The organism is Pseudomonas sp. GM21, from assembly GCF_000282215.1.
GTDB lineage: Bacteria > Pseudomonadota > Gammaproteobacteria > Pseudomonadales > Pseudomonadaceae > Aquipseudomonas.
Genome location: NZ_AKJS01000042.1, coordinates 1 through 25,993 on the forward strand (window position 1 = coordinate 1; position 25,993 = coordinate 25,993).

Annotated in this window: 19 protein-coding genes; 13 read left to right on the forward strand and 6 right to left on the reverse strand. The window is 58.0% G+C overall.

Annotation, left to right across the window (positions count from 1 at the left end; translation table 11 throughout):
• Positions 1–91 precede the first annotated feature (91 nt).
• Complete coding sequence (locus PMI22_RS21605) at positions 92–271, reverse strand: PA1571 family protein (protein WP_007944132.1); 180 nt, start codon at positions 269–271, stop codon at positions 92–94.
• Between the two features lie 254 nt (positions 272–525).
• Between PMI22_RS21605 and PMI22_RS21600 the strand changes: the two genes are divergently transcribed.
• Positions 526–2,304 carry an ABC transporter transmembrane domain-containing protein gene (locus tag PMI22_RS21600; RefSeq protein WP_007944133.1) on the forward strand — a complete coding sequence of 593 codons (1,779 nt, stop codon included), beginning with the start codon at positions 526–528 and terminating at the stop codon, positions 2,302–2,304.
• 85 nt (positions 2,305–2,389) lie between these two features.
• Here the strand turns inward: PMI22_RS21600 and PMI22_RS21595 are convergent, their stop codons facing one another.
• Positions 2,390–4,318 carry a transglycosylase SLT domain-containing protein gene (locus tag PMI22_RS21595; RefSeq protein WP_007944134.1) on the reverse strand — a complete coding sequence of 643 codons (1,929 nt, stop codon included), beginning with the start codon at positions 4,316–4,318 and terminating at the stop codon, positions 2,390–2,392.
• Positions 4,319–4,530: 212 nt separating this feature from the next.
• Between PMI22_RS21595 and PMI22_RS21590 the strand changes: the two genes are divergently transcribed.
• Entirely contained in the window at positions 4,531–6,450 is a 1,920-nt protein-coding gene (locus PMI22_RS21590; protein WP_007944135.1) for an ATP-binding cassette domain-containing protein, read from the forward strand.
• A 183-nt stretch (positions 6,451–6,633) separates the two neighbouring features.
• Here the strand turns inward: PMI22_RS21590 and PMI22_RS21585 are convergent, their stop codons facing one another.
• Positions 6,634–7,071 carry a universal stress protein gene (locus tag PMI22_RS21585; protein WP_007944136.1) on the reverse strand — a complete coding sequence of 146 codons (438 nt, stop codon included), beginning with the start codon at positions 7,069–7,071 and terminating at the stop codon, positions 6,634–6,636.
• Between the two features lie 104 nt (positions 7,072–7,175).
• Between PMI22_RS21585 and PMI22_RS21580 the strand changes: the two genes are divergently transcribed.
• From PMI22_RS21580 to PMI22_RS21550, 7 genes are all read left to right on the forward strand, one after another.
• On the forward strand, positions 7,176–7,613 hold the full coding sequence (locus PMI22_RS21580; protein WP_007944137.1) for a hypothetical protein: 438 nt from the start codon (positions 7,176–7,178) through the stop codon (positions 7,611–7,613).
• 539 nt (positions 7,614–8,152) lie between these two features.
• Complete coding sequence (gene fadB / locus PMI22_RS21575) at positions 8,153–10,300, forward strand: fatty acid oxidation complex subunit alpha FadB (RefSeq protein ID WP_007944139.1); 2,148 nt, start codon at positions 8,153–8,155, stop codon at positions 10,298–10,300.
• A 29-nt stretch (positions 10,301–10,329) separates the two neighbouring features.
• The gene (gene fadA, locus PMI22_RS21570; RefSeq protein ID WP_007944141.1) at positions 10,330–11,505 is read left to right on the forward strand and encodes an acetyl-CoA C-acyltransferase FadA; all 1,176 of its coding nucleotides are present in this window, start codon (positions 10,330–10,332) and stop codon (positions 11,503–11,505) included.
• Positions 11,506–11,604: 99 nt separating this feature from the next.
• Positions 11,605–11,841, forward strand: coding sequence for a DUF1653 domain-containing protein (locus PMI22_RS21565; RefSeq protein WP_007944142.1), 237 nt, complete (start codon positions 11,605–11,607; stop codon positions 11,839–11,841).
• Between the two features lie 114 nt (positions 11,842–11,955).
• Complete coding sequence (topA, locus tag PMI22_RS21560; RefSeq protein WP_007944143.1) at positions 11,956–14,583, forward strand: type I DNA topoisomerase; 2,628 nt, start codon at positions 11,956–11,958, stop codon at positions 14,581–14,583.
• A gap of 139 nt (positions 14,584–14,722) precedes the next feature.
• Positions 14,723–15,247 carry a DUF6586 family protein gene (locus PMI22_RS21555; protein WP_007944144.1) on the forward strand — a complete coding sequence of 175 codons (525 nt, stop codon included), beginning with the start codon at positions 14,723–14,725 and terminating at the stop codon, positions 15,245–15,247.
• A gap of 152 nt (positions 15,248–15,399) precedes the next feature.
• Entirely contained in the window at positions 15,400–15,633 is a 234-nt protein-coding gene (locus PMI22_RS21550; RefSeq protein ID WP_007944145.1) for a hypothetical protein, read from the forward strand.
• Between the two features lie 91 nt (positions 15,634–15,724).
• Here the strand turns inward: PMI22_RS21550 and sulA are convergent, their stop codons facing one another.
• Complete coding sequence (sulA, locus tag PMI22_RS21545; protein WP_007944146.1) at positions 15,725–16,198, reverse strand: SOS-induced cell division inhibitor SulA; 474 nt, start codon at positions 16,196–16,198, stop codon at positions 15,725–15,727.
• Between the two features lie 10 nt (positions 16,199–16,208).
• Positions 16,209–16,817, reverse strand: a complete 609-nt coding sequence (gene lexA / locus PMI22_RS21540) for a transcriptional repressor LexA (RefSeq protein ID WP_007944149.1) — start codon at positions 16,815–16,817, stop codon at positions 16,209–16,211.
• Positions 16,818–17,046: 229 nt separating this feature from the next.
• On the opposite strand from lexA, the gene PMI22_RS21535 reads away from it, so the two are divergent.
• From PMI22_RS21535 to PMI22_RS21520, 4 genes are all read left to right on the forward strand, one after another.
• On the forward strand, positions 17,047–17,754 hold the full coding sequence (locus PMI22_RS21535; protein ID WP_007944150.1) for a TetR/AcrR family transcriptional regulator: 708 nt from the start codon (positions 17,047–17,049) through the stop codon (positions 17,752–17,754).
• Between the two features lie 158 nt (positions 17,755–17,912).
• On the forward strand, positions 17,913–18,923 hold the full coding sequence (gene nagZ, locus PMI22_RS21530) for a beta-N-acetylhexosaminidase (protein ID WP_007944152.1): 1,011 nt from the start codon (positions 17,913–17,915) through the stop codon (positions 18,921–18,923).
• Between the two features lie 12 nt (positions 18,924–18,935).
• Positions 18,936–19,694, forward strand: coding sequence for an S-methyl-5'-thioinosine phosphorylase (locus PMI22_RS21525; protein ID WP_007944153.1), 759 nt, complete (start codon positions 18,936–18,938; stop codon positions 19,692–19,694).
• 24 nt (positions 19,695–19,718) lie between these two features.
• The gene (locus PMI22_RS21520; RefSeq protein ID WP_007944154.1) at positions 19,719–23,015 is read left to right on the forward strand and encodes a DEAD/DEAH box helicase; all 3,297 of its coding nucleotides are present in this window, start codon (positions 19,719–19,721) and stop codon (positions 23,013–23,015) included.
• A gap of 145 nt (positions 23,016–23,160) precedes the next feature.
• Here the strand turns inward: PMI22_RS21520 and PMI22_RS21515 are convergent, their stop codons facing one another.
• Positions 23,161–25,854, reverse strand: coding sequence for a DEAD/DEAH box helicase (locus PMI22_RS21515; RefSeq protein WP_007944155.1), 2,694 nt, complete (start codon positions 25,852–25,854; stop codon positions 23,161–23,163).
• Positions 25,855–25,993: the final 139 nt, after the last annotated feature.

Genomic DNA, 25,993 nt, shown 5'->3' on the forward strand with positions numbered 1-25,993 from the left:
GCCTGCTCGCGATGGCCGCACCACAGTTTCTGGATAAGCGCCCATAAAAAACCCGGCCCACCAGGGCCGGGTCAAGAAGACGTTGGCTATATCACTCTTGTTCGGCAGGCTTGACCAATCGCTTGTCCAGTTCGCTGCACGCTTTCTGGATCATATCTTCAGTGATCGGTACTTCGCGCCCTTCGGCATCGATAATCGAGCAACCCAGAGACTGGTTGGGCTGTGTGCGGATCACTTGAATCTTGTCTTCGCTGCTGTTTTGCAAGGACATGGCCTGTCTCCTCATCAGGTGTGCGCCTAGTTTAAAACCGCCAGGTGACCGGGCTATGACAACTCCCTGCGATCTTTCCCAAACGGCCACTTCAGTCCAACAGAAATTTATAAACCTTGCCACCCGGACTTTAGACCAAAAGCGTCTAGAGACTAGTCATCGCGGTGATAATTAACCTGACTCATTGTGATTTACAGGATTCAGTGTCGGACGGTGTAGGCTGGCCCTATCAATGGTGTACCTGGAAAACTGCGATGCTCTCTGCCCGTCACCGCCGCGCGATCCGCTTGACCCTGCGTTTTCTTGCGCCCTATCGCTGGCCAGCCTTTGGCGCCTTGCTCGCGCTGATTGTCACCGCCGGCATTACCTTGTCGATGGGGCAGGGTATACGCCTGTTGGTGGATCAGGGGTTCATGACCCAGTCACCGCACTTGCTCAATCAGTCCATCGGCTTGTTCATGGGGCTGGTGGTGGGGCTGGCGATCGGCACCTTCGCGCGTTTTTATCTAGTGTCGTGGATCGGCGAGCGCGTGGTCGCAGACATCCGCCGACAAGTGTTCAACCACCTGGTTTATCTACATCCGGGCTTTTACGAAAACAATCGCAGCTCCGAGATCCAGTCGCGACTGACCGCCGATACAACGTTGTTGCAATCGGTAATCGGCTCTTCGTTGTCGCTGTTTTTGCGCAATTTGCTGATGGTTATCGGCGGGATTGTGCTGCTGTTTATCACCAATCCGAAGCTCACCAGCATCGTGGTCGTCGCCTTGCCATTGGTCGTCGCCCCGATCCTGATTTTCGGGCGCCGGGTGCGCAACCTGTCGCGCCTGAGTCAGGACCGGATCGCTGATATCGGCAGCTACGTCTCCGAAACCCTCAGCCAGATCAAAACCGTGCAGGCCTATAACCATCAGGTTCAGGACGAGCAGCGTTTCGCCGTGACGGTGGAAGACGCGTTCAACACCGCGCGTAAACGCATCTTCCAGCGCGCCTGGCTGATCACGCTGGTGATCGTGCTAGTCCTGGGCGCAGTGGGCGTCATGCTGTGGGTCGGTGGCATGGATGTGATCGCCGGGCGGATCTCGGCGGGTGAACTGGCGGCGTTTGTCTTCTACAGCCTGATCGTCGGCAGCGCCTTCGGCACTCTGAGCGAAGTGATCGGCGAGTTGCAGCGAGCAGCGGGCGCGGCCGAGCGGATTGCCGAATTGCTGCGCTCGGCAAACATCATCCAGCCGCCGACCATCGGTCTGGTGACCTTGCCAGAGCGGGTGAGGGGCGATCTGGTTCTGCAAGACGTACGTTTTTCCTACCCCTCACGGCCGGAAAGCTTCGCCGTCGACGGCTTGAGTCTGACCATTAATGCGGGGGATACCCTCGCGCTGGTGGGACCGTCCGGGGCCGGCAAATCCACCGTTTATGACTTGCTGCTGCGCTTTTACGACCCTGCCGCCGGACAGATTCTGCTGGATGGTGTGCCGCTGACTCAGCTTGATCCGCTCGATCTGCGCCGTTGCTTCGCATTGGTCTCGCAAAACCCGGCGCTGTTTTTCGGCAGCATTGAAGAGAACATCCGTTACGGCAACCCGAGCGCTACCTTGGCCCAGGTTCAAGACGCCGCAAAAATCGCCTACGCCCACGACTTCATCGAGCAAATGCCCAACGGTTACCAGACGCATCTGGGCGACGGTGGCCTCGGTCTGTCCGGCGGTCAGCGCCAACGCCTGGCCATCGCCCGGGCGTTGTTGGTGGACGCACCGATCCTGTTACTCGACGAAGCCACCAGCGCCCTCGACGCCCAGAGCGAACATCTGATCCAGCAAGCCCTGCCAAGCCTGATGAAAAACCGCACCACACTGGTCATCGCCCACCGATTGGCCACTGTGAAAAACGCGGACCGGATCGCGGTGATGGATCAGGGAAAGTTAGTGGCAGTGGGGACGCATCAGGCATTGATTGCGAGCAATGCGCTGTACGCGAGGCTGGCGGCATTGCAGTTTAGTGATGGCAAGGCCGAACTCGGTCTCCATTTGTAAACGCTATGTAGGAGCTGTCGAGTGAAACGAGGCTGCGATATTTTAAATGCGACCTCGTCCGACATCTCCTACCCGACATTACCGATCACTGATCATCAAAATACCGCTCATGCCAATCCACCAGCGGCTGTGGCGAATTGAGCTTCTGTCCGTAAATCACCGAATACGACAGCACGTTCTGCACATACTGACGGGTTTCGTCGAACGGGATGCTTTCCACCCAGACATCGAAGCTCAGGTGGTCCGCGCCACGCAGCCACTGACGTACGCGGCCCGGGCCGGCGTTGTAGGCAGCGGAGGCGAGGACGCGGTTGCCGTTGAACTGGGCGTGGACCTGGCTCAGGTACGCGGCACCAAGCTGAATGTTTTTTTCCGGATCCAGCACTTGCTGTGGCGAGGCCAGCGGGATACTGAACTTGCGCGCGGTTTCCTTGGCGGTGGCGGGCATCAATTGCATCAGGCCGGTGGCGCCGACGCCGGAGCGTGCGTCGGCCATGAAGGCGCTTTCCTGGCGAGTGATGGCGAACACCCAGCTTGGATGCAGGCCGCGGATTTTGGCTTCACGGACCAGCGGTTCGCGGTAGGCCATCGGGAAGCGGATGTCCAGATCGTCCCAGTATTGTGCCTGGCTGATGGTGCGGATCGCCGGGAAATACCATCTCAGGTCATACGCCAGTTTTGCCTGGGCAACCATTTCGTCACGGCTGAAGTGTCGACTGACGTGATACCACTCACGGCGACCATCGACGACCTGCCCCCGTGCGTGGAATTCCAGGGCGCGACGAACGCCCGGTGTGTTGCGCACTTTGTTGATCAGCGCCTGGCTCAACACCAACGGTTTATTGTTCAGCGAATACGGGGACTGCGAACGATCAGCTGCGAGGAAACCATAGAAGTCACGCTCGCGAGCAAGGTTTTTATAAAGTGTTTGCACTTCCGCGTTCTGTGGCTGGGCCAGTTCAAGGCTGCGGGCCTGCCAATAGCGCCAGCGATTGGTGGTCGCCAGGTCCTGCGGCACGCGCCGGGTCAGCTGATTGGCATCGTCCCAACGGCCCAGGCGCAACAACAACCGCAGACGCCATTCGGACACCGTGTTGTCGCGCAGTTCCGGGTCGTACTTGGTCATCACATCCAGTGCGCGGCTGTCGAAGCGTCGTGCGAGGGTCAGGCCGATTTCCCGGGCGATCGCCACTTTTTCATCGCGGGAGAAGTGCATGCTGCTGGCATAGCCGTCGAGCAGGGCCATGGCCTTGTCCGGGTCCTGTTTGGCCAGGCGGCGCAGGCCGAGGCTGACCACGTCGGACATCGGTTCGTCAGCCGGAGTGAAGCGCGAAGGCTGGTTAAGCAATTCCGGTTTTTGCGCCACATCAATCAGCAACCGGCCGCGCGGCGCGAGGGTGGTCAGGCCGTTCACGAGGCTGTTGGCCAGCGGATAATTGCGCGCCTGGGCGGCGAGCTTGGTGCGCTCCCAACGTTTTTGCTCGGTCAGTTGACCTTCGGCAGCCCACAGTCCGAACAACGCGTCGCACGCTTCCGGCTGGGATTTGCCGGTCAGCCACAATTTGTTGGCGTTGGCATAACCCTCGGCCTTCTGGTTGTGGGTGATCTGGTACTGCGCATTCAGGCAGTCCAGTTCGGTGAAATTGAGCTTGGGGTCGTAATACCTGACGAAGGTCGCCCAGTCGCCTCGCTCGGACAGCCAGCGCAGCCAGCGCAATTTCATCCAGTTGGCTTGCGGCAGGTCACCGTGTTCGGCGAGGAACTTCTCGATTTCGGCATTGCTGGCGGTTTTCAGGCGAGCGGTCAACTCGTCATAGGCCAGGTACGGTTCCAGCGGGTAGTCACTGAGGGCCTGGCTATAGCGAAAATAAGGACCGGAATCGCCCTTGGCCAAGGCACGCTTGGCTTCATCGTAATACTGGCGTTGGGTGGACAGGTCCACCGCCTGGGCTGATTGCACGGCTGTGGCAGTAAGAAGCAGGCAAGATAAAAGACTGAAAAGGCGACTGCGCATGAGACATCCGGGCAGAGAAATCATGAAAAGCAGGGCAATGCCCGCACTGAATAATCTGTAGCTTAGCCTTTTGCCAGCAACGGGCGAAAGCTTTGCAGGCCCTCCGGCATAAGTTCGCAACATTTGTTATGCAGAGTGCTTCGAGAGTGAAATTGCCGGCCTTCTGAAGCCTCAAGTCAGGTAGAATGCGCGCCCGGTTTTTGGAGAAGCTCATGACCCTGCTCAAATTCAGCGATGTGTCCCTTGCTTTCGGCGCTATGCCGTTGTTGGACAAGGTGTCCTGGCAGATCGCCCGTGGTGAGCGGGTGTGCATCATCGGCCGCAATGGCACTGGCAAGTCCAGCATGATGAAGCTCGTCAAGGGCGACCAGAAGCCCGATGAAGGCTCCGTTTGGCGCGCACCCGGCCTCAAGATTGGCGAATTGCCGCAAGAATTGCCGGTAGCCGACGAGCGGACCGTGTTCGACGTGGTTGCCGAAGGCCTGGACGGTGTGGGCGAGTTGCTCGCGCAATATCACCACCTGAGCCAGAACATCGTCACCGACGCCGACCTGGACAAGCTGATGCACGTCCAGCACGACCTCGAAGCCCGCGATGGCTGGCGTTTGCAGCAACTGGTCGACAGCACCTTGAGCCGTCTGCAGTTGCCGGCCGACAAGACCCTCGCCGAATTGTCCGGCGGCTGGCGTCGTCGCGTCCTGTTGGCTCAGGCGCTGGTTTCCGAACCGGACCTGCTGCTACTCGACGAACCGACCAACCACCTGGACATCGGTGCAATCGCCTGGCTCGAAGAAGCGCTGAAGGATTTCCAGGGCGCCGTGCTGTTCATCACGCACGACCGTTCATTCCTGCAGAACCTCGCGACCCGCATCCTCGAACTGGATCGCGGTGGCCTGATCGACTGGAACGGCGACTACGCCAGTTTCCTCGTGCACAAGGAAGCGTCGCTGGCCGCTGAAGAAACCGCCAACGCGCTGTTCGACAAGAAGCTGGCCCAGGAAGAAGTCTGGATCCGCCAAGGCATCAAGGCCCGTCGCACCCGTAACGAAGGTCGTGTTCGTGCATTGAAAGCATTGCGCGTTGAGCGTAGCGAGCGTCGTGAGCGTACTGGCAAGGCCAACATTCAGCTGGACACCGCTGACAAATCCGGCAAACAGGTTATGGTTCTCGAGAACGTGAGCTTCGCTCACCCGGGTGGCCCGTTCCTGATCAAGGATTTCTCGATGGTCCTGACGCGCGGCGACCGTATCGGTCTGCTTGGCGCCAACGGTACCGGCAAAACCACGCTGCTGAAGCTGATGCTCAGTGGCCTGCAGCCAACCAGCGGCACAGTGGAAGAGGGGACGCGCATCGACGTGGCCTACTTCGACCAGTTGCGCCATCAGCTGGACCTGGAAAAGACCGTGATCGACAACGTCGCCGAAGGTCGCGACTTCATCGATATCGATGGTCAGAGCCGTCACGTGCTGAGCTACCTCGGCGACTTCCTGTTCAGCCCGCAACGTGCCCGCACGCCGGTCAAGGCGCTGTCCGGTGGTGAGCGTGCCCGCCTGTTGCTGGCCAAACTGTTCAGCAAGCCGGCCAACCTGCTGGTCCTCGACGAACCGACCAACGATCTCGACGTCGAAACCCTCGAACTGCTGGAAGAGGTTCTGCTGACTTTCAACGGCACCGTGCTGATGGTCAGCCACGACCGGGCATTCCTCGACAACGTGGTCACCAGCACCCTGGTCTTCGAAGGTGAAGGCAAGGTTCGCGAATACGTCGGTGGTTATCAGGACTGGTTGCGTCAGGGCGGCTCGCCGCGCCTGCTGGGTGTGACCGAGAGTAAGTCCGGCAAAGCCGACCTGACCTCCGCAGTGGTGACTGCTGAAGCTGCACCAGTGGCTGCGGCTGTCGAAGCGCCAGTGGCAAAGAAGAAGCTCAGCTACAAGTTGCAGCGTGAGCTGGAAATGTTACCGGGTCAGATCGAAGCCATGGAACAGCAGATTGCTGTGGTTGAAGCACAAATGGCTGATGCCGGCTTCTATCAGCGTCCTGCTGCCGAGACGGCTGCAGTGATTGCTCAGTTGGAGCAGTTGCAGGCTGAACTCGACGTGATGGTCGAGCGTTGGGCCGAGCTGGATGCCTGATTGATCCTGCTATAAAAAAGCCCGGCGTTCAGTGATGAACGCCGGGCTTTTCGTATGGAATGCTATCTAAAGGCTGCAATAGATCCAATGTGGGAGCGAGCCTGCTCGCGATGGCGGCTTTTCAGTCAACATTGATATCGACTGAAAGGGCCCCATCGCCAGCAGGCTCGCTCTCTCAAGGGTTTAGCGTTTGATCAGGTGCACCGCGAGCACATCGCAAGGCGCGCCGTGCAGCACGTCATTGGCGGTCGAGCCCAGCAGCAATGCCAGGCCGTGTCGACCATGGCTGCCCACCACGATCAGGTCGCAAGTCTGTTCCTTGGCCAGGTGATGGATCTCCTGGCGGGGCTGGCCGTAGGTCAGGTGACTGTATTCCTTGGAGAGTTCCGGATATTTCACGATCAACCGGTCAAGGCGCTCCTTGGCCTGATCGAACTGCTGTTGTTGCAGTTGTGACAGATCCATGGGGACGTCGCCGCCAAAGGCCATGGCCATCGGCTCGACAATGTGCACCAGGGACAACTTCGCTCCGTTGCTCACCGACAGCTCGCGAGCGCGGTGGATTACAGGGTCGCACTCTTCGGTTAGATCTACAGCGACCAGAATATGGTTGTAGGGCATGAGGTGCTCCTCCTGAGGGTTGCAATATTGGTAAGTATGGCTGGTTTCAAGCGCAATGGTTTCAAAGTGACCCAAAGCGCTCATCAAGAATCGGGAGTACAGATATGACGGTCTGGATAGTGGTGTCAATCCTGCTGGTGGTGCTGAGCCCGCTGGCATGGTTGCGACCGTCTCGTGGTCAGAGCGGGCGAATGGCACTGCGCATGGAGGCACGACGTATCGGCCTGGCCATGCAATTGGCGCCTCAAGAGTGGCCGCATTGGTTAAGTCAGGAGCCGCCGAGCCCCTGCGCGCAGTACCATCGACCGCGCCGTGGCAATCAGCCTGCGTGCTGGAGTTACTGGCAAAAGTCGCCGGGTGAGTGGGTGAATCAGTGGCAGGAGATTTGCGAGGATCGGACGCTGCTCAATCATTTCGAAAAGTTGCCAGCCAACGTCTACAAGGTTGAGGCGGACAAGCAGATGATTACTCTGTATTGGGGCGAGAAGGGCGAGGCGACGGTGTTGCAAGACATTGACGCAGTGCTGAAAGCGCTGGCGTAACATGAGGATATTTCGCACTGCAATGGCGCGATAGGTCCGACAGACAAGCAATAAAAAGCCCGACATCATCATCGGGCTGGGGTTGGCCAGGCAGGCCGGTAATTCGCTGTAGGTCTGTTCTTACGTTGGGCGTTCGCCCAAAACGTTCACATTTTTTCTTCGGGTTCGTGCCAGCGTAGCTTGTTAAACGCGGGCTGCAGCGAATTAGGGCGAATTTTCTAACAATTGATTCTATGAATGATCTCGGATCCATTCGTGTGTTGTAGATCTTCGCAGTACGGAAGTGACCGCAAAGTCGCGTTTCAACCCGTGTTTTGGGCGATTGACAATTGTCGGAAATTCCGTGAAGGTGGCGTACCCAAATCAAACGGGCGTATGAATTGAGCGTTTGTATTACAGACCGCTCCTACAGAATCCCGACTATCGCGTTGGAGGGTGTGCCGGGTGGATTGGCGTAGCATTGACGTTAAACGTCCTGCCGAACCATTCACCTGCGTCTGACGTGTACTGTTCAGCTTCCATATCGTGGAGATCAGTTGATGATTTACGAAGGTAAAGCCATCACGGTTAAGGCTCTTGAAAGTGGCATCGTCGAATTGAAATTCGACCTCAAGGGTGAGTCCGTCAACAAGTTCAACCGTCTAACCCTGAACGAACTGCGTCAGGCTGTAGACACCATCAAGGCAGATGCTTCGATCAAGGGCGTGATCGTCAGCAGTGGCAAGGACGTGTTCATCGTCGGCGCCGACATCACCGAATTTGTCGAAAACTTCAAGCTGCCTGATGCCGAGCTCGTTGCTGGCAATCTGGAAGCCAACAAGATTTTCAGCGATTTCGAAGATCTCAACGTCCCGACTGTCGCGGCAATCAACGGCATCGCCCTGGGTGGCGGTCTGGAAATGTGCCTGGCGGCGGACTACCGCGTCATGTCCACCAACGCCAAGATTGGTCTGCCTGAAGTCAAACTGGGCATCTACCCGGGCTTCGGCGGTACCGTGCGTCTGCCGCGCCTCATCGGTGCCGACAACGCCATCGAGTGGATTGCCGCCGGCAAGGAAAACCGTCCTGAAGACGCGCTGAAAGTCGGTGCGGTCGATGCAGTGGTTGCTCCTGAAAAGCTGCAGGAAGCCGCTCTGGAACTGATCAAGCGCGCCATTTCCGGCGAGTTTGATTACAAAGCCAAGCGTCAACCGAAGCTGGAAAAGCTGAAGCTGAACGCCATTGAACAGATGATGGCTTTCGAAACCGCCAAAGGTTTCGTGGCCGGTCAGGCTGGCCCGAACTACCCGGCGCCGGTTGAAGCGATCAAGACCATCCAGAAAGCCGCGAACTTCGGTCGTGACAAAGCGCTGGAAGTCGAAGCCGCCGGTTTCGTGAAGCTGGCCAAGACCTCTGCCGCGCAGAGCTTGATCGGTCTGTTCCTGAACGATCAGGAACTGAAGAAAAAGGCCAAGGCCTACGACGAAATCGCTAAAGACGTGAAGCAGGCTGCCGTGTTGGGCGCTGGCATCATGGGTGGCGGTATCGCTTATCAGTCGGCTTCCAAAGGTACGCCGATCCTGATGAAGGACATCAACGAGCACGGTATCGAGCAAGGCCTGGCTGAAGCCGCCAAGCTGCTGGTCGGTCGCGTTGATAAAGGCCGCATGACCGCCGCGAAAATGGCTGAAGTGCTAAACGGCATTCGTCCGACCCTGTCCTACGGTGATTTCGGTCACGTGGATCTGGTGGTTGAAGCCGTCGTCGAAAACCCTAAGGTCAAGCAAGCTGTTCTGGCCGAAGTGGAAGACAAGGTCAAAGAGGACACCATCCTCGCGTCCAACACCTCGACCATTTCCATCACCTTGCTGGCCAAAGCCCTCAAGCGTCCGGAAAACTTCGTCGGCATGCACTTCTTCAACCCGGTGCACATGATGCCGCTGGTTGAAGTGATTCGTGGCGAGAAGTCCAGCGAAGTGGCCGTTGCCACCACCGTTGCCTACGCCAAGAAAATGGGCAAGAACCCGATCGTCGTCAATGACTGCCCGGGCTTCCTGGTCAACCGCGTACTCTTCCCGTACTTCGGCGGTTTCGCCAAGCTGGTCAGCGCCGGTGTGGACTTCGTCCGTATCGACAAGATCATGGAAAAATTCGGCTGGCCGATGGGCCCGGCATACCTGATGGACGTGGTCGGCATCGACACCGGTCACCACGGTCGTGACGTCATGGCTGAAGGCTTCCCGGACCGCATGAAAGACGACCGCCGTTCCGCTGTCGACGTGCTCTACGAAGCCAAGCGCCTGGGCCAGAAGAATGGCAAGGGCTTCTACGCTTACGAGACCGACAAGCACGGCAAGCAGAAGAAAGTCGCCGACCCTTCGGTACTGGAAGTGCTCAAGCCGATCGTTTACGAGCAGCGCGAAGTCTCCGACGAAGACATCATCAACTGGATGATGATCCCGTTGTGCCTGGAAACCGTGCGTTGCCTGGAAGACGGCATTGTTGAAACCGCTGCCGAAGCCGACATGGGTCTGGTCTACGGTATTGGTTTCCCTCCATTCCGTGGCGGTGCACTGCGCTACATCGATTCGATCGGTGTTGCCGAGTTCGTTGCCCTGGCTGACCAGTACGCTGATTTGGGCGCGCTGTACCACCCGACCGCGAAGCTGCGTGAAATGGCCAAAAACGGCCAGAGCTTCTTCGGTTAAGCGCCCCCAACTAGAGTGAGAGTGAACTTATGAGCTTGAATCCTAGAGACGTCGTGATTGTCGACTTCGGTCGTACTCCGATGGGCCGCTCCAAGGGCGGCATGCACCGCAACACCCGCGCCGAAGACATGTCGGCGCACCTGATCAGCAAATTGCTGGAACGCAACGTCAAGGTCGACCCGAACGAAGTCGAAGACGTGATCTGGGGCTGTGTAAACCAGACCCTGGAGCAGGGCTGGAACATCGCTCGCATGGCGTCCCTGATGACTCAGATCCCGCACACGGCAGCCGGTCAGACCGTCAGCCGTCTGTGTGGCTCGTCGATGAGCGCACTGCACACTGCTGCGCAAGCGATCATGACCGGCAACGGTGACGTGTTCGTCGTCGGCGGCGTCGAGCACATGGGCCACGTGAGCATGATGCACGGTGTCGATCCGAACCCGCACATGTCCCTGTACGCGGCGAAAGCCTCGGGCATGATGGGCCTGACCGCTGAAATGCTGGGCAAAATGCACGGCATCACTCGCGAACAACAAGACGCTTTCGGCGTGCGCTCCCACCAGCTCGCTCATAAAGCGACGCTGGAGGGCAAGTTCAAAGACGAAATCATCCCGATGCAGGGCTACGACGAGAACGGTTTCCTGAAACTGTTCGACTACGACGAGACCATTCGTCCGGAAACCACCCTGGAAAGCCTGGCGGCTCTTAAGCCAGCGTTTAACCCGAAGGGCGGCACCGTGACAGCCGGTACCTCGTCGCAGATCACCGACGGTGCTTCGTGCATGATCGTGATGTCGGCGCAGCGTGCACAGGATCTGGGTATCCAGCCTATGGCCGTGATTCGTTCGATGGCAGTGGCAGGTGTGGATCCGGCAATCATGGGCTATGGTCCAGTACCGGCTACACAAAAAGCACTGAAGCGCGCGGGTCTTGGTATTAACGATATCGACTTCTTTGAGCTCAACGAAGCTTTCGCTGCACAGGCCCTGCCAGTGCTGAAAGATCTGAAAGTGCTCGACAAGATGAACGAGAAGGTTAACCTGCACGGCGGCGCAATCGCCCTGGGTCACCCGTTCGGTTGCTCCGGTGCCCGTATCTCCGGCACGCTGTTGAACGTGATGAAGCAAAATGGCGGCACCTTCGGGGTGGCTACCATGTGCATTGGTCTCGGCCAAGGCATCTCCACCGTCTTCGAACGCGTTTAAGCGTTCCGTTGACGGAAGCCGGGGCCAAGTGCCCCGGTTTTTGTTTTTCTGAATTTATTTTTGTTTTTATTTTGAAAAGATTTGAGTGAGGGCCAAACCATGCCGATACAACCTGGGCTCTATGAACATTACAAAGGTCCGCAGTACCGCGTATTCGCTGTTGCGCAGCATTCGGAAACCGAAGAGGAAGTGGTCTTCTATCAAGCCCTGTATGGCGATTACGGCTTTTGGGTGCGTCCCTTGAGCATGTTCCTGGAGTCGGTCGAGGTTGACGGCGAACAGGTGCCACGCTTTGCTTTGGTACAAGCCGAACCGAGCGTTTTTCCGAAGCCGTAAGGGGAGTGCGCGCAGAACCCTGCGCTTGACCTCACCTTGTAGCCACTATATATAGCGGTGCCGCGTCAGGCGCCAACCGCCTTTCACTTCTAGAATTCAGGAATTTTCTGATCCATGGGCAAATCGCTGGTCATTGTGGAATCCCCGGCTAAGGCCAAGACCATCAACAAGTATCTGGGTAACCAATACGTGGTGAAGTCGAGTATCGGCCATATCCGAGACCTGCCCACCAGCGGTTCGGCTAGCGCCAGCAAAGAGCCAGCCGCCAAGCGCGGAAAGGCCGCTGCGGGTGAAGGTCCGGTGCTCACGCCGAAAGAGAAAGCGCGCAAGCAGCTGGTCTCGCGCATGGGTGTCGATCCCGATCATGGCTGGAAAGCCAAGTACGAGATCCTCCCGGGCAAGGAAAAAGTCATCGAAGAGCTGCGTCGGCTCGCCAAAGATGCTGACACCATCTATCTCGCAACCGACTTGGACCGCGAGGGGGAAGCCATTGCCTGGCACCTGCGCGAAGCCATCGGTGGTGACGACAGCCGCTACAAGCGCGTGGTGTTCAACGAAATCACCAAGAAGGCGATTCAGGAAGCTTTCTCCAAGCCGGGCGAGCTGGATATCGACCGTGTAAACGCTCAGCAGGCGCGCCGTTTCCTCGACCGCGTTGTGGGTTACATGGTTTCGCCGCTGCTGTGGGCCAAGATCGCCCGAGGCCTGTCCGCCGGTCGCGTGCAGTCGGTGGCGGTAAAGCTGGTCGTTGAGCGCGAGCGTGAAATCCGCGCGTTCAACCCGGAAGAATACTGGGAAGTCCACGCTGACCTCGGCACCGCCAAGGGCGCAACTGTGCGCTTTGACGTGGCCCGCGAGAACGGCGAAGCCTTCAAGCCGCTCAACGAAACCCAGGCCATGGCCGCGCTGGAAAAGCTCAAGGCTTCCAGCTACAGCATCGTCAAGCGTGAAGACAAGCCGACCAGCAGCAAGCCCTCGGCCCCGTTCATCACGTCCACGTTGCAACAGGCCGCGAGCAACCGCTTGGGCTTCGGCGTGAAGAAAACCATGATGATGGCCCAGCGTCTGTACGAAGCCGGCTACATCACGTACATGCGTACTGACTCCACCAACCTCTCGGCCGATGCCGTGACGATGGCGCGCACTTATATTGAGGGCGAGTTCGGCAAGAAGTACCTGCCGGAGACCCCGAACGTCTACAGCAGCAAGGAAGGCGCACAAGAAGCTCACGAAGCGATTCGTCCTTCCGATGCCAACACCGAGCCAAGCAAGTTGTCGGGCATGGAGCGTGATGCTGAGCGGCTCTACGAGCTGATCTGGCGCCAGTTCCTCGCTTGCCAGATGCTGCCGGCGCAATACCTGTCGACCACGGTCACCGTCGGTGCTGGTGATTTTGAGCTGCGTGCCAAGGGCCGCATCCTCAAGTTCGACGGTTACACCCGTGTGATGCCGCAAATTGCCAAGCCGGGCGATGATGATGTGCTGCCGGACATGGCCCAGGGCGATGCGATGAAGCTGATCAAGCTTGATCCGACCCAGCACTTCACCAAGCCGCCTGCACGCTACTCCGAAGCGAGCCTGGTTAAAGAAATGGAAAAACGCGGCATCGGTCGTCCTTCGACCTATGCGGCGATCATTTCGACCATCCAGGACCGTGGCTACGTGGCGCTGCACAACCGTCGTTTCTATTCGGAAAAGATGGGCGACATCGTCACTGAGCGTCTGTCCGAGAGTTTCTCCAATCTCATGGACTACGGCTTCACCGCCGGCATGGAAGAGAATCTCGATGACGTGGCTCAGGGCGAGCGCGACTGGAAAAACGTGCTGGACGAGTTCTATGGTGACTTCAAGAAGAAGCTGGAAGTCGCCGAAAGCGCAGAAAACGGCATGCGCGCCAATCAGCCGGTGATGACCGACATTCCGTGCCTGACCTGTGGCCGTCCGATGCAGATTCGTACGGCCTCGACGGGCGTGTTCCTCGGCTGCTCGGGCTACAGCCTGCCGCCGAAAGAGCGCTGCAAGGCCACCGTCAATCTGGTGCCGGGTGATGAAATCGCCGCGGACGACGAAGGTGAATCGGAGTCGCTGGTTCTGCGTGGCAAGCATCGCTGCCCAATCTGCAGCACCGCGATGGACGCTTACCTGCTCGACGAGAAGCGCAAGCTGCACATCTGCGGTAACAACCCGGATTGCTCTGGCTACGAAATCGAAGAGGGCACCTATCGCATCAAAGGCTATGAAGGCCCGAGCCTGGAGTGTGACAAGTGCGGCAGCGAGATGCAGCTCAAGACGGGCCGTTTCGGCAAGTTCTTCGGTTGCACCAACGCGACGTGCAAGAACACCCGCAAGCTGCTGAAGAGCGGTGACGCGGCGCCGCCGAAGATGGATCCGGTGAAGATGCCCGAGCTTAAGTGCGAAAAGGTCAACGACACTTACATCCTGCGCGACGGTGCTTCCGGTCTGTTCCTGGCGGCCAGCCAATTTCCGAAAAACCGCGAGACCCGTGCTCCGCTGGTCATGGAAATTGTGCCGCACAAGGATGAGATCGATCCGAAGTATCACTTCCTCTGCGAGGCGCCGAAGAAAGATCCCGACGGTCTCCCTTCGGTGATCCGTTATAGTCGCAAGACCAAAGAGCAGTATGTGCAGACAGAAGTCGACGGTAAGCCGACTGGCTGGAAGGCGTACTACGACGGCGGCAAGTGGAAGGTTGAAGACAAGCGTCCAGCAGCCAAGGCTTAAAGCGCTGTACAAAAAAGGCCGCATGACAACCTTCGGGTTTTCATGCGGCCTTTTTGTTTTATGCTTGCGGGAGGCGGATGTGATCCACGACACTGTCTGACCTGTGTGAAGCAATTATTTCGTTGTGGAGGCTGCCGTCATGGCCCACGAACTCTATACCCGTACCAATCAGAAGATTTATTTCGCCGGCCTGTCGCTGGAAGCGCTCGCCAGAGCCGAAGAGGGGCGGGCGATGAACTCTCTGGCTCTGATCCAGGCGGGACGTGAGTCGGCGTTGTTTCACCTTTACGGTGCCCTGTTGGGGCTGTGTCATGAAATCGCCGGGTTCTATCGCTTGCCTCAGGCCAATGCGCCTCGGGCTGAGTTGTTGCTGACTCGTGAGGTGCTCGAAACCATCGCCATTCCTGAAATGGCCGAGATGGTCGAGCTTGCGCAAAATCCGGAAACCTGGCTAGCCAAGCTGTTGGCGGCCCATGCGGATCTGTTTCAACCTCCCCGCGTTCCGCACAAACCTAAAGGCGACGTGACTCAGCCGCTGATCCTGGCCGTTAACCTGGATGAAGAAGAGGCGCCTAAAGAGTTAAGCCGGGAAGAGTTGGAAAGCTGGCGCCAGAACCTCAAGGGGTTGGCGATCCGGTTTCGCGAAGGGTTGAACGAGTGCTGAAAGATTAATCGACAGGACGGATGCCCAGACAGGGTGTCCCCTCAGGGATGAGCGCGAAAAGATATTTACTTGCCATGACATCTGGTCAAGTTGCCGAGCGAAGCCTCTCCGATGCCTATATAATCCCCGCCTTTCGTGGAGAACAAACCTTTATGCCAACGTCCTTTCTAGAAATTGTCGAGTTACCAGACGGCCGTATCGAGCTGCGCAGAGCCGAGGACGAGGGTTCTCTGGTTACTTTGGATTTCTCCGAGGATGCCAAAGCGTTCCTGCAAGGTCAGTATGTGGAAGTCGCCAAGGCGATGTTGAGCGTCGGCGTTCAGATGGCAGGCCGACTGGTCGAAGGCGAATTTGATAAAGATCAGGGATCTCGCGTCCTCCACTGATCCCGCCTGTCGGATTACGGTAATCGCCTCATTTCGGCTTCTCTATCCTTGGAGAAGCCCCGCGCAGTTCAATGCGCGCATGGTTTTTCAGTTAGCCCAATCGAATATTCAAGCTCTGTGCGTCCCCGGTTCGGGCGGCGCTGATCAACTGTTGCCGTGAAGTCGTGTTCAATGGGGTGAGCCAGCTGACCACAGTGTGGCTACGGCCCAGGCGCAAGGCTTCGCAAGTCAGCTGTTGTGCGCTCTGAGTGCCGCGAGGTTGCAGCAGCAAAATACGTTCGCGGTTAAGGCCGGCGTCCCGGAGCCAGGTTTGGGTCAGGCTCGCGGGTGGGGCTATCAGTGTCAACCAGCGTGCGTCCTGGTCCTGACTCAGTTCCCTGAGAATCGGTGCGAGAAGGTTCAAGCAGTTCCCGGTTGCACCACGTAGCGACAGCTCACTGAAGACTTCGGGCTCGGCGCTCCAGGGCGACTCGACCACGTCTTTCAGAATCGGCGCCAGTGGTTGCGCCATGAACGCCTCGAACAGCGGCAGTTGGGCTTGCTGTGATGTGTGTGGGGACTGCATAAAGCCTCCTTTAGCGGCGAATCACGCCGACGCTCAAGCCTTCAATCACCAGTTCCTGATCTTTCAGGTTCACTTCGATAGGGGCAAATTCAGGGTTTTCGGCAATCAACCAGACCTTGCTGCCATCACGCTTGAAGCGCTTGACCGTTACTTCATCGCCGATTCGTGCGACCACGATCTGGCCGTTACGGGCTTCACGTGTGGTGTGTACGGCCAGCAGGTCTCCGTCGAAAATACCGACGTCCTTCATGCTCATGCCATGCACGCGCAGTAAATAGTCGGCGCGCGGATGGAAGAATGCAGGGTTGATGTTGCAGGACTCTTCGATGTGCTGTTGGGCCAGAATGGGGGCGCCGGCAGCCACTCGGCCAATGATCGGCAGGGTAGACTCGTCGGCCTTGGCTTCGAAGCCTGGAATGCGAATGCCGCGGGAAGCGCCCGGGGTCATCTCGATGGCGCCTTTGCGGGCCAGCGCCTTCAGGTGTTCTTCCGCCGCGTTGGGCGACTTGAAACCCAGTTCCTGAGCGATTTCCGCACGGGTCGGCGGGTAGCCGTTGTCTTCGAGGCAGCGTTTGATGAAGGCCAGAATCTCTGCTTGGCGTGGCGTCAGCTTTAGCATTTTGATCGCTCTGTCTTTTTATACAGTGACTGGGATTATATACAGTGAAAGCATCTTGGCAATGCCCCTTTTTTTGCAGGCCGCCGGACGGTCGATCTGACCACTGCTTGAAGCTTTGTCGTTGTGTGGTTAAATAGCTGACCGACCATTCCCGAAATGAACGGCCAAGCTTGACAATACACAGGCTGAAACGTATGTTTCAAACAAGTGTTTGTCAGGCGGAGTAGCCATGGCCCAGTCGGAAACCGTTGAACGCATTCTCGATGCTGCCGAGCAGCTGTTCGCGGAAAAAGGTTTCGCAGAAACCTCATTGCGTTTGATCACCAGCAAGGCCGGTGTGAATCTGGCGGCGGTGAACTATCACTTCGGCTCCAAGAAAGCGTTGATTCAAGCCGTCTTTTCGCGCTTCCTCGGGCCGTTCTGCATCAGCCTCGATAAAGAGCTGGAGCGGCGTCAGGCCAAGCCTGAAAACAAGCCGACCCTTGAAGAGCTGCTGGAAATCCTCGTCGAGCAAGCCCTTGTCGTGCAGCCGCGCAGTGGCAACGACCTTTCCATCTTCATGCGTCTGCTGGGGCTAGCATTCAGTCAGAGCCAGGGCCACTTGCGTCGTTATCTGGAAGACATGTACGGCAAGGTGTTCCGCCGCTATATGATGCTGGTCAACGAAGCCGCGCCGCGTATTCCGCCGATCGAGTTGTTTTGGCGCGTGCACTTCATGCTGGGTGCTGCGGCGTTCAGCATGTCGGGGATCAAGGCCCTGCGCGCGATTGCCGAGACCGATTTCGGCGTCAATACCTCCATTGAGCAGGTAATGCGCTTGATGGTGCCGTTCCTCGCCGCGGGTATGCGTGCTGAAACCGGCGTGACCGACACAAACATGGCCGCCGCGCAACTGCGTCCACGTAGCAAGACCGCTTCGGCTGTCGCCAAGGTTTAACCGCGCACGGGTGGGCGCGGCAGCTGACATCCGCTAAGCTAGCCGCCCATGCCGACTCTCGTTCTGAACCTGTCCCCCATTTGTATTGCCGACCTGCCGGGCATCGCCCAAGGCGGTGCATGCGTGCGGACCGGGTTTCTCGTTCTTAAGGAATCTCTATGACTGCTGGCCTGCAAGGCTCGTTGATGGTGGACGTCGCCGGTACCTGGCTGACGGCCGAAGATCGCCAATTGTTGCGCCAGCCCGAAGTGGGCGGCTTGATCATTTTTGCTCGCAACATCGAACACCCGCGCCAGGTGCGCGAGTTGAGCGCCTCGATTCGCGCTATTCGTCCCGATCTGTTGCTGGCGGTGGACCAGGAAGGTGGCCGCGTTCAGCGTTTGCGCAAAGGCTTCGTGCGACTGCCCGCCATGCGTGCCATCGCCGACAATCCGAATGCCGAATACCTGGCTGAACAATGCGGCTGGATCATGGCCACCGAAGTGCTGGCCGTCGGTCTGGACCTCAGTTTCGCCCCGGTGCTGGATCTGGATTACCAACGCAGTGCTGTTGTCGGTACCCGTTCGTTCGAGGGTGACCCGGAGCGCGCAGCGCTGCTGGCCGGTGCATTCATCCGTGGCATGAACAGTGCCGGCATGGCCGCCACCGGCAAGCATTTCCCCGGCCATGGCTGGGCTGAGGCGGACTCCCACGTCGCCATCCCGAATGACGAGCGCAGCCTCGACGAGATCCGTGCCAACGACCTGGTGCCGTTCGCCAAATTGAGCAAGCAACTGGCTGCCGTCATGCCGGCCCACGTTATCTACCCGCAAGTCGACACCCAGCCTGCCGGCTTTTCCCGCCGCTGGTTGCAGGACATCCTGCGCGGCGAGTTGCAATTCGATGGCGTGATCTTCAGCGACGACCTGTCCATGGCCGGTGCTCATGTGGTCGGCGATGCCGCCAGCCGTATCGAAGCCGCGCTGACCGCCGGCTGCGACATGGGCCTGGTGTGTAACGACCGCGCCGCTGCCGAACTGGCGCTAAGCGCAGCCCAGCGCCTGAAGGTCAAACCGTCCGAGCGTATTGCGCGGATGCGCGGCCAGGCATATGCCAATATTGAATACCGTCAGAACCCACGCTGGCTGGCCGCTGTCGGCGCGCTCAAAGAAGCTCAACTGATCGAATAAGGACTTTGCGCCATGACGGTTTACGCGATTATCGGAGGCACCGGCCTGACTCAACTCGAAGGCTTGAGCATTCGTCAATCGCTGGCCGTGGACACGCCTTACGGCGCCCCTTCAGCTGATGTGCAGATCGGTGAATTCGCCGGCAAGGACGTGCTGTTTCTTGCGCGTCACGGTCATCCACACCGTTTTCCTCCACATCAGGTGAACTACCGCGCCAACCTCTGGGCATTGAAGCAGGCGGGTGCCGAAGCGATCCTCGCGGTCAACGCCGTGGGCGGAATTCATGCGGCGATGGGCACCGGGCATTTCTGCGTGCCACATCAGCTGATCGATTACACCTTCGGTCGTGAGCACACCTATTTCGCCGATGACCTGGAACACGTCACCCACATCGACTTCAGCTACCCCTACAGCGAGCCGCTGCGTCAGCAGCTGATCGCGGCACTGGCGGCCCAAGGCTTGGATTACAGCGACTTTGGCGTGTACGCCTGCACACAGGGTCCCCGTCTGGAAACCGTCGCTGAAATCGCGCGTCTAGAGCGTGACGGTTGCGACATCGTGGGCATGACCGGCATGCCGGAAGCGGCACTGGCGCGTGAACTGGAACTGGATTATGCGTGCCTGGCACTGGTGGTGAACCCGGCGGCGGGCAAGTCGACGGCGGTGATTACCATGCCCGAAATCGAGCAGGCGCTGCAGGACGGGATGGGGAAGGTTAAGTCGACGTTGGCGCGGGTGCTAAAAGGCCAGGTTGTACACGACCATAATTGATTCATTTTAATAAGCATCGAGTGTATGTCGGCAATCATCGAGAAACTTCAACAGCTGCCATGGGCGGATGAGTTCAGTCATCGTGCCCTCGACAAGGCGCGTAGATACGCCCATGAACATCGGGTGAAAATCCTCGAACTTGATGATGTGTTGGTGCGGGCGACCTGCAGGGGCTCTGAAGGTAACGTCTACGAACAGCACATCGAACTGATTGAGGGTGCCAATGGCGATTTTGAGCTGGACTGCTCTTGCTCATGCCCCGTAGTGATTGATTGCAAACATTGCGCAACCGTTATTTATCACTTGCAGGACCTTCCGGTCGCAGCGCCTGACGGTTCTGACCCTGTTCACCTGAACCGTGAACTGGAGCGCTGGCTCGACGGAATTCCTTCTGCAAGCAATGCCGTCGATGAGGCGGCGCAGGTAACGAGTACGCGCCTGTTTTACAAACTCCGGGCAACGCCAACTGCCGGGAAATGGACGCTGGAAATTTTCAAGGCCCGTCAGCTCAAGGACGGCCGCCTGCAAGACATCAAATCGGTGTACTCGTTGTCGGATACGCTTATCCGGCAACCCGGTTACTTGACTGAACTGGATCTGCGCATCGCCAGGCTGTTGGTCGCCGTTCACTCCCATCATGCCTATTACGCCGGCTATCCCTTGGATGGCAGCAGTGGTGCTGAACTCATTGAAATGCTGTTGCGAACTTCGCGCCTTTTCCTCGATCTCGAACAGCCACAACCTTTAACGCAAGGAACAAGAAGAACGGGCCAATTTATCTGGGCCGAACAGGCCAACGGCAGTTTTCGCTCGCAATGGGGTAGCGACGAAGCCTCGGTGGAAACGATCCTGGCCCTGGAACCCTTGTACTATCTGGATCGCGCGCGTCTGCAAATTGGACCACTGTTCAATGCATTTGACGAAAAGCTGGCTCGCCACTTGTCCTTGGCTCCCGATATTCCGGCGCGGCAGGCGATGCAGTTCAGCCATCGGATGAGCGCCGCGACACGGGTAGCTCCGGCACCCCATGCGCTGACAGAGCGGATCATCGATGGCATTCTTCCCGAGGCTCACCTGACTCTAGCCAGCGGCAAGCGCTACATCCGCTGGCAACACGAGCCAGAGCACCGAGCGGCATTGGCGTTTACCTACGACGGCCATCCGACGTCGGACCGAAACCCGGAAGTGTTGATTCTTTCCGGGACGGAAACCCAGCGTATCCAGCGCAACCCCATCGCCGAAAAAGCCTTGCGTCAGACCTTGCAAAAACACGGTTTTAGAAAGGCTACGCGTAAAAGCAGCCTGGACCGTCCAGGCGAAATGTTCACCCTGCCGGATGATACCGCCTGGCTTGCCTTTGCGCAGGATGGGGTCCCGGCACTGCGGGCGAAAAACTGGCTGATCGATATCAGCGATAACTTTCACTTCAACTTGCAGCCAGTGGAAGAGTGGTATGCCGAGATCGAGGAAGAATCGGGGCACCAGTGGTTCGATCTGCAATTGGGGATCGTCGTCAATGGCGAGCGTCACAGCCTGCTGCCGATACTGCTGCATTTGCTGCGGAGCCAGCCACAGTTGATGGACCCCGAAAGCCTGGCTCAACGTAACGATGATGAACAACTGCTGATCGAACTTGGCGCCGGGAATACAGGTGGCAAGCCCCGAAGCAAAGTCGCGCTGCCCTACGGCCGAATCAAGCCGTTGATGGCCACCCTTGGCGAGTTGTATCTGGGATCGCATCAGGGCGATTCATTGCGCTTGAATGCTCCGGATGCTGCTCGCCTGAGTTTGCTGGAAAGTGTTCCGCTGGTCTGGCAGGGTGGCGAGCGACTGCGCAGTTTTGCGCAACGATTACGTGAGTCGACCCATGTTCAAGTCTCGGCGCCTGAGGGTCTCAAGGCGACGCTGCGACCGTATCAGCTCGAAGGGCTGAATTGGATGCAAACCCTTCGCGAGTTAGAAGTCGGCGGCATTCTGGGCGACGACATGGGGCTGGGGAAAACCCTGCAAACCCTGGCGCATTTGCTCACGGAAAAGCAGACCGGGCGACTTGATCTTCCAGCGCTGGCTGTAATGCCAACCAGCCTGATTCCGAACTGGCTCGACGAGGCGGCACGTTTTACCCCGCAATTGAAGGTTCTGGCGTTGCATGGCTCCGCCCGGCAAAAAGATTTTGCCAGTCTTGCTGAATACGATTTGGTGTTGACCACCTATGCGCTGCTGCCTCGGGATCTAGAGGTTTTGCAGCCGCAAGTCTGGAGTGTGTTGATTCTCGATGAGGCGCAGAACATCAAGAACCCGGTCAGTAAAGCTGCTCAGGCAGCCCGCGACCTAAAGTCCCGCCAGCGATTGTGTTTGTCTGGCACGCCTCTGGAAAACCACCTCGGCGAACTGTGGTCCCAGTTTCACTTTTTACTGCCAGGTTGGCTTGGTGACAGCAAAACCTTCAATCGTGACTACCGCACGCCAATCGAGAAACACGCCAATAGTGATCGGATGCAACATCTGACGGCCCGGATAAAACCCTTTCTGTTACGCCGCAAGAAAGACCAGGTAGCAACCGAATTACCACCAAAAACCGAGATTGTGCATTGGGTTGATCTCAGCGATGGGCAGCGAGATGTGTATGAAACCGTCCGCGTCGCGATGGACAAGAAGGTGCGTGACGAAATCGCCCTCAATGGCGTTGGACGCAGTCAAATCATCATCCTTGATGCGTTACTCAAGCTGCGTCAGGTGTGCTGCGATTTGCGGCTGGTCAAAACGACGATCACGGCAAAGTCGCTTCGGTCCGGTAGTGGGAAGCTGATCAGCTTGATGGAGATGCTGGAAGAGTTGCTCAGTGAAGGCCGCAAGATTTTACTGTTTTCGCAGTTTACTTCGATGCTTGCCTTGATTGAGGAGGAGTTGCAGCAGCGTGATCTCGGTTACTCGTTGTTGACCGGTGATACGACGGATCGGCGCACACCGGTCAAAGACTTCCAGAGCGGTAAAGTGCCGCTGTTTCTGATCAGTCTGAAAGCGGGCGGCACAGGTCTGAACCTGACAGCAGCGGACACGGTGATCCATTTCGACCCATGGTGGAACCCGGCGGTGGAAAATCAGGCGACCGATCGTGCCTACAGGATTGGGCAAAACAAACCGGTGTTTGTTTACAAGCTGATTGCTCGGGGCACAGTGGAAGAGAAAATTCAGGCTTTGCAGCAGGAGAAGGCCGCTTTGGCGGGGGCTGTTCTTGAGGGCGGAACGACCGGAGGATGGAAGCTTGAGCAGACTGAAATTGAGGCGCTGTTTGCGCCATTGCCCAACTCCAAGTCCTGACAGTCGGCTTCTTCAATAATGGCCCCTCCGCGAGCAGGCTCGCTTCCACAGTATATCTATGGCGTTCCCATCATGGTGGGCAAGCACAGATCCAAAAGTGGGAGCGAGCCTGCTCGCGATGGCAATCTAACTGCCAACGCAAACCTCAGCGCTTTTCGAGCTTGTCCGGCAGTGGCGCAAACAACGCTTCAATATCATCGGTCTGCAACTTCCAGTCTCCCGTCCTGCGTCCATCCAGAACACCAGCTGCCAGATCGGATTTTTCTTTCTGCAGGTGCTGAATCTTCTCTTCGACGGTCCCCCGGGCAATCATCTTGTAGACGAACACCGGTTTCTCCTGGCCGATACGATAGGCCCGGTCTGTCGCCTGATTCTCCGTCGCCGGATTCCACCACGGATCGTAGTGAATCACCGTATCCGCTTCGGTCAGGTTCAAGCCCACGCCGCCGGCCTTCAAGCTGATCAGAAAAATCTGTCGCTTGCCGCTCTGAAAGTCCTTCACCGGTGCGCGTCGGTCGCGGGTCTGTCCGGTCAGCAGCGCGTATTCAACACCGCGCTTTTTCAGCTCAACCTCGATCAGCGCCAGCATCGACGTGAACTGCGAGAACAGCAGAATTCGACGACCTTCTTCAAACAATTCATCAAGCATTTCCATCAGGCTGTCGAGCTTGCCCGATGTGCTGCCGCGAGCCGGCAGGGCGGCGTCGTTGACCAGACGCAAATCGCAACACACCTGACGCAGTTTCAGCAGCGCCTCGAGAATGATGATCTGGCTGCGCGCCACGCCTTTGCGGGTGATCTCGTCGCGGACCTTCTTATCCATCGCCAGACGCATGGTTTCGTACACATCGCGCTGGGCTTCATTGAGTTCGACCCAGTGAATGATCTCGGTCTTCGGTGGCAATTCCGTCGCGACCTGTTCCTTGGTCCTGCGCAACAGAAACGGTTTGATCCGGCCGTTGAGATGTTGAAGTCTGACTTCGCTGGCGCGTTTTTCAATGGGCACGCGGTAATCACGGTTGAAGCTTTTCACATCGCCAAGCCAGCCTGGCAGCAGGAAGTGAAACAACGACCACAACTCACCCAAGTGGTTTTCCAGCGGCGTACCACTGAGGCACAAACGCTGACGCGCATTCAGCTCCCGCGCCGCCTGTGCCGCCTTGCTGTTGGGGTTTTTGATGTACTGCGCTTCATCCAGCACCAGCACATGCAAAGGCTGCGCGGCGAGTTGTTCAATGTCTTTGGGCAGCAGCGCATAGGTGGTCAGGATCAGGTCGTAGTCTGCCAGCTTATCGAAGTGTTTTTTGCGGCTGGCACCGTACAGTGCCAGTACTTTGAGTTGCGGTGTGAAGTGCGCTGCTTCGTCGAGCCAGTTCGGGATCAGGCTGGTGGGCATCACCACCATGCACGGCCGATCAAGGCGTCCAACCGCTTTCTCAGTGAGAATATGCGCCAGGGTTTGTAGGGTTTTACCCAGGCCCATGTCGTCCGCGAGAATCCCGCCGACCTCCAGTTGCCGCAATGATTGCATCCAGCTCAAGCCTTCGAGCTGATAAGGGCGCAGAGTTGCGTTCAAGCCTTCAGGTGCGGTGGCGGTGTAGTCCTTGATGTCGCGCAGGCGCTGGGCAAAGGTGCGGATCTGTTCGCCGCCTTCCCAGAGCAGCGGCAGATCTTCCAGTGGGTTCAGACGTATGGCGTCGGCTTTGCTCAGGCGTAGCGTGGTTTCGCCAGGCTCTTGCAGATAGAACTCGCCGAGCGTCGCCAGCACTGGCTTCAAACGGCCGAAGGGCAGGGCGACTTGCAGCGGGCCGTACTCGGAATTCGGACGATTGGGGATGTTCACCAGAATCAGCTCGTCGTCGCGGCGTCGGGCGAGGCGTTCCGGATTGAGGATTTCAGTGTGTGAGCGCATCAGGTTCAACAGGATCGGCAGCAAACTCAGGCGCTCGCCGTTGACGATGATCCCCAGTTCCAGATCAAACCAGTCGCGCTCCGGCACCTGCTCGACGGTGGCGTACCAATCATCCACCGCAGTCAAGTCGAAACCGAAGTCTTCGTCGATCTGCAACTCCCAGCCTTGGGTGCGCAGCTTGGGTAGTTCGTTGAGGGTGAAGGTCAGCCAGGCACTGTCATTGACCATCTCGTAGAGTTCGCCGGCACTTTCCGGCAAGGCTTTGCTTTGCCGGGTGGCAATCTTGAAGCCGAGGATGCGTAACTGTTCCCGGTAGGTCTGTTCGACATCCGGGTGGCGTTTTATCCGTAGCGTCTGGGTTTCCTGGCGGATCAGGATGTCGGCGTTCTTTTGTCCGCTGACGTATTCATCCAGATAGCTGAAAGACAACGCCGCGCGATGCTGAATGTAGCGCTGCATCTTGCCGTTGCGCGGTTCGAAGGCGCTGAACTCGATACTCGCCAGCCACAGGCGAGGCACCGGTTGAACGTTATCCACAAGCACTTGCGGCGGTGCTTTCGGGCCACGGTTTTCCAGTACGGCCTGAAGTTTTTCCAGCAGATCGGCATCTTGCGCAGCGGCGGGGTAGGCCAGTGTTTCCTGCACTTTCAGCAACACCGCCGCGCAATGCTTGCAGTTGCTGTGAACCGGGCAGGTGCATGTCGCGTCGACCATCAGCAAGGTGGCTTTGGCCGACTCGCGCAGGCGAATGGTCTGACGGTAAACGTTACCGCCCGAGCCTTCGCACGCGGCGGTGATCGTAGCGTCGCCGACCTCGACGATCCTGACGCGATTCTCCAGCGCGTAGCGGCGGCCGCGCTCCAGGCTTTGTTCCTTGAATCGGCTGACCCAGGAAGATGCCAGGGGTTTGCTCAGGGTCGAGGGCATAGGGGGCGTTCTCAATTAGTTTTCCCGCCGAGTTGTCGCCTTAAAGCGGGCCAGGCAAGGCGCAGGCCGCTGGGAATGGTATTCCCTTTTCAAGGCCTGCAACGCAGGCTGGCCCGTTTTAAGGCACAACCCGAAGGGC

Bases quoted from the DNA above. Each gene is read 5' to 3' on its own strand.
- PMI22_RS21535 (WP_007944150.1), top strand. From the start codon at position 17,047: ATGGCCCAGTCGGAAACCGTTGAACGCATTCTCGATGCTGCCGAGCAG.
- PMI22_RS21555 (WP_007944144.1), top strand. From the start codon at position 14,723: ATGGCCCACGAACTCTATACCCGTACCAATCAGAAGATTTATTTCGCC.
- PMI22_RS21565 (WP_007944142.1), top strand. From the start codon at position 11,605: ATGCCGATACAACCTGGGCTCTATGAACATTACAAAGGTCCGCAGTAC.
- nagZ (WP_007944152.1), top strand. From the start codon at position 17,913: ATGACTGCTGGCCTGCAAGGCTCGTTGATGGTGGACGTCGCCGGTACC.
- lexA (WP_007944149.1), bottom strand. From the start codon at position 16,817: ATGCTAAAGCTGACGCCACGCCAAGCAGAGATTCTGGCCTTCATCAAA.
- PMI22_RS21515 (WP_007944155.1), bottom strand. From the start codon at position 25,854: ATGCCCTCGACCCTGAGCAAACCCCTGGCATCTTCCTGGGTCAGCCGA.
- PMI22_RS21585 (WP_007944136.1), bottom strand. From the start codon at position 7,071: ATGCCCTACAACCATATTCTGGTCGCTGTAGATCTAACCGAAGAGTGC.
- PMI22_RS21550 (WP_007944145.1), top strand. From the start codon at position 15,400: ATGCCAACGTCCTTTCTAGAAATTGTCGAGTTACCAGACGGCCGTATC.
- sulA (WP_007944146.1), bottom strand. From the start codon at position 16,198: ATGCAGTCCCCACACACATCACAGCAAGCCCAACTGCCGCTGTTCGAG.
- topA (WP_007944143.1), top strand. From the start codon at position 11,956: ATGGGCAAATCGCTGGTCATTGTGGAATCCCCGGCTAAGGCCAAGACC.
- PMI22_RS21525 (WP_007944153.1), top strand. From the start codon at position 18,936: ATGACGGTTTACGCGATTATCGGAGGCACCGGCCTGACTCAACTCGAA.
- PMI22_RS21595 (WP_007944134.1), bottom strand. From the start codon at position 4,318: ATGCGCAGTCGCCTTTTCAGTCTTTTATCTTGCCTGCTTCTTACTGCC.
- fadA (WP_007944141.1), top strand. From the start codon at position 10,330: ATGAGCTTGAATCCTAGAGACGTCGTGATTGTCGACTTCGGTCGTACT.
- fadB (WP_007944139.1), top strand. From the start codon at position 8,153: ATGATTTACGAAGGTAAAGCCATCACGGTTAAGGCTCTTGAAAGTGGC.
- PMI22_RS21580 (WP_007944137.1), top strand. From the start codon at position 7,176: ATGACGGTCTGGATAGTGGTGTCAATCCTGCTGGTGGTGCTGAGCCCG.
- PMI22_RS21605 (WP_007944132.1), bottom strand. From the start codon at position 271: ATGTCCTTGCAAAACAGCAGCGAAGACAAGATTCAAGTGATCCGCACA.
- PMI22_RS21600 (WP_007944133.1), top strand. From the start codon at position 526: ATGCTCTCTGCCCGTCACCGCCGCGCGATCCGCTTGACCCTGCGTTTT.
- PMI22_RS21590 (WP_007944135.1), top strand. From the start codon at position 4,531: ATGACCCTGCTCAAATTCAGCGATGTGTCCCTTGCTTTCGGCGCTATG.
- PMI22_RS21520 (WP_007944154.1), top strand. From the start codon at position 19,719: ATGTCGGCAATCATCGAGAAACTTCAACAGCTGCCATGGGCGGATGAG.